The sequence below is a fragment of the Lactobacillus sp. VURO6/B1 (VP7) genome, from assembly GCF_058139575.1.
On sequence record NZ_JBVOWJ010000038.1, the window covers coordinates 1 to 1,170 of the forward strand.

Below are 1,170 nucleotides of genomic sequence, written 5' to 3' on the forward strand. Positions count from 1 at the left end.
GTTAGTCCTTTTAGTTTGATTTTGATTCTTTTCTGATTGTAATACTCAATGTAGTCTCTAATCGCATCTTCCAGTTCTGTGAGATTCTTATATTGCTTTTCAAAACCATAAAACATTTCTCGCTTGAGTATCCCGAAGAAGCCTTCCATTAGCCCATCATCAAGCGAATTGCCCTTGCGTGACATTGACTGGCTAATGCCATGATTTTTCAGCCACGCTTGAAACTGGGCATTTTGGTATTGCCAGCCTTGATCAGTGTGGAAGATCAAGCCATTCAGTGCCGGATGTTTGCGCCAAGCTTGCCTTAACATGTCCATGGTCTGCTTAAGATTAGGGCTGCGGGAAATAGTATAGGAAACAATCTCTTGGCTGCAGCCGTCAATGATCGGTGATAAGTAGGTCTTTTGCCCCTTGAGCTTGAACTCAGTTATATCCGAATACCATTTGTGATTGGGATAAACCGCACTGAAGCTGCGTTTAATCAGGTCAGGCTTAATCGGACCCTGAGTGCCGCGATAGCTGCTGTATTTGTGCCAGCGTTTACTGACTATGCCAAACAATTTCAGCTTGTTCATTAAGCGCTGCACCTTTTTATGGTTGACTAATAAACCGCGACGCCTAAGCTCTGCAGTAATGCGGCGATAGCCATAGCGGTGCTTGTGTTCTTCATAGATAGTTTTGATTTCTGCCATTATTTCTCGATTATTCCGCTCTTTGTCCTTCTTCTTTAAAGTGTAGTAGTAATTACTGCGGGATAGATGGGGCAGATTCGGATTGGCATTAATGGCATCAAGAATAAAAGTTACGCTGACTTTAAGCTCGCGCCTTAGTTGGGTAACTGCCTGGGCTATTTCCGCGGCTTGCGGCTCTTGGTCCGCTGGTCGACTAAGACGCTCAATTTTTTTACAAATTCGTTCTCGATTTTCAGCTTTAAGTTCTGCTGGCGTAAGCGGTCGTTCTCTTGCTTGATCCGCTGATTTTCCTGTTTGATCAGCTGTTCTCTTTTGGTCATGGGGCGGTCGTCCTCTCTGCTTGTTAACGATATTATACCCATTTTTACGGTATTCGCGCAGCCAGTTGTACAACATGCCACTACTTTTTAAGCCCAAGTCAATAGATACTCGACGGGCAGGCTCATGTTCAACTATGATTCGCCTAAGGGCCTGCTCC

At 44.6% G+C, this 1,170-nt stretch carries 1 protein-coding gene; it reads right to left on the reverse strand.

Translation table 11 applies throughout. The annotated features are described in order from the left end of the window. A partial coding sequence (locus tag ACZ2M0_RS09420; RefSeq protein ID WP_490059280.1) for an IS3 family transposase occupies positions 1-1,170 on the reverse strand: 1,170 nt, incomplete at both ends.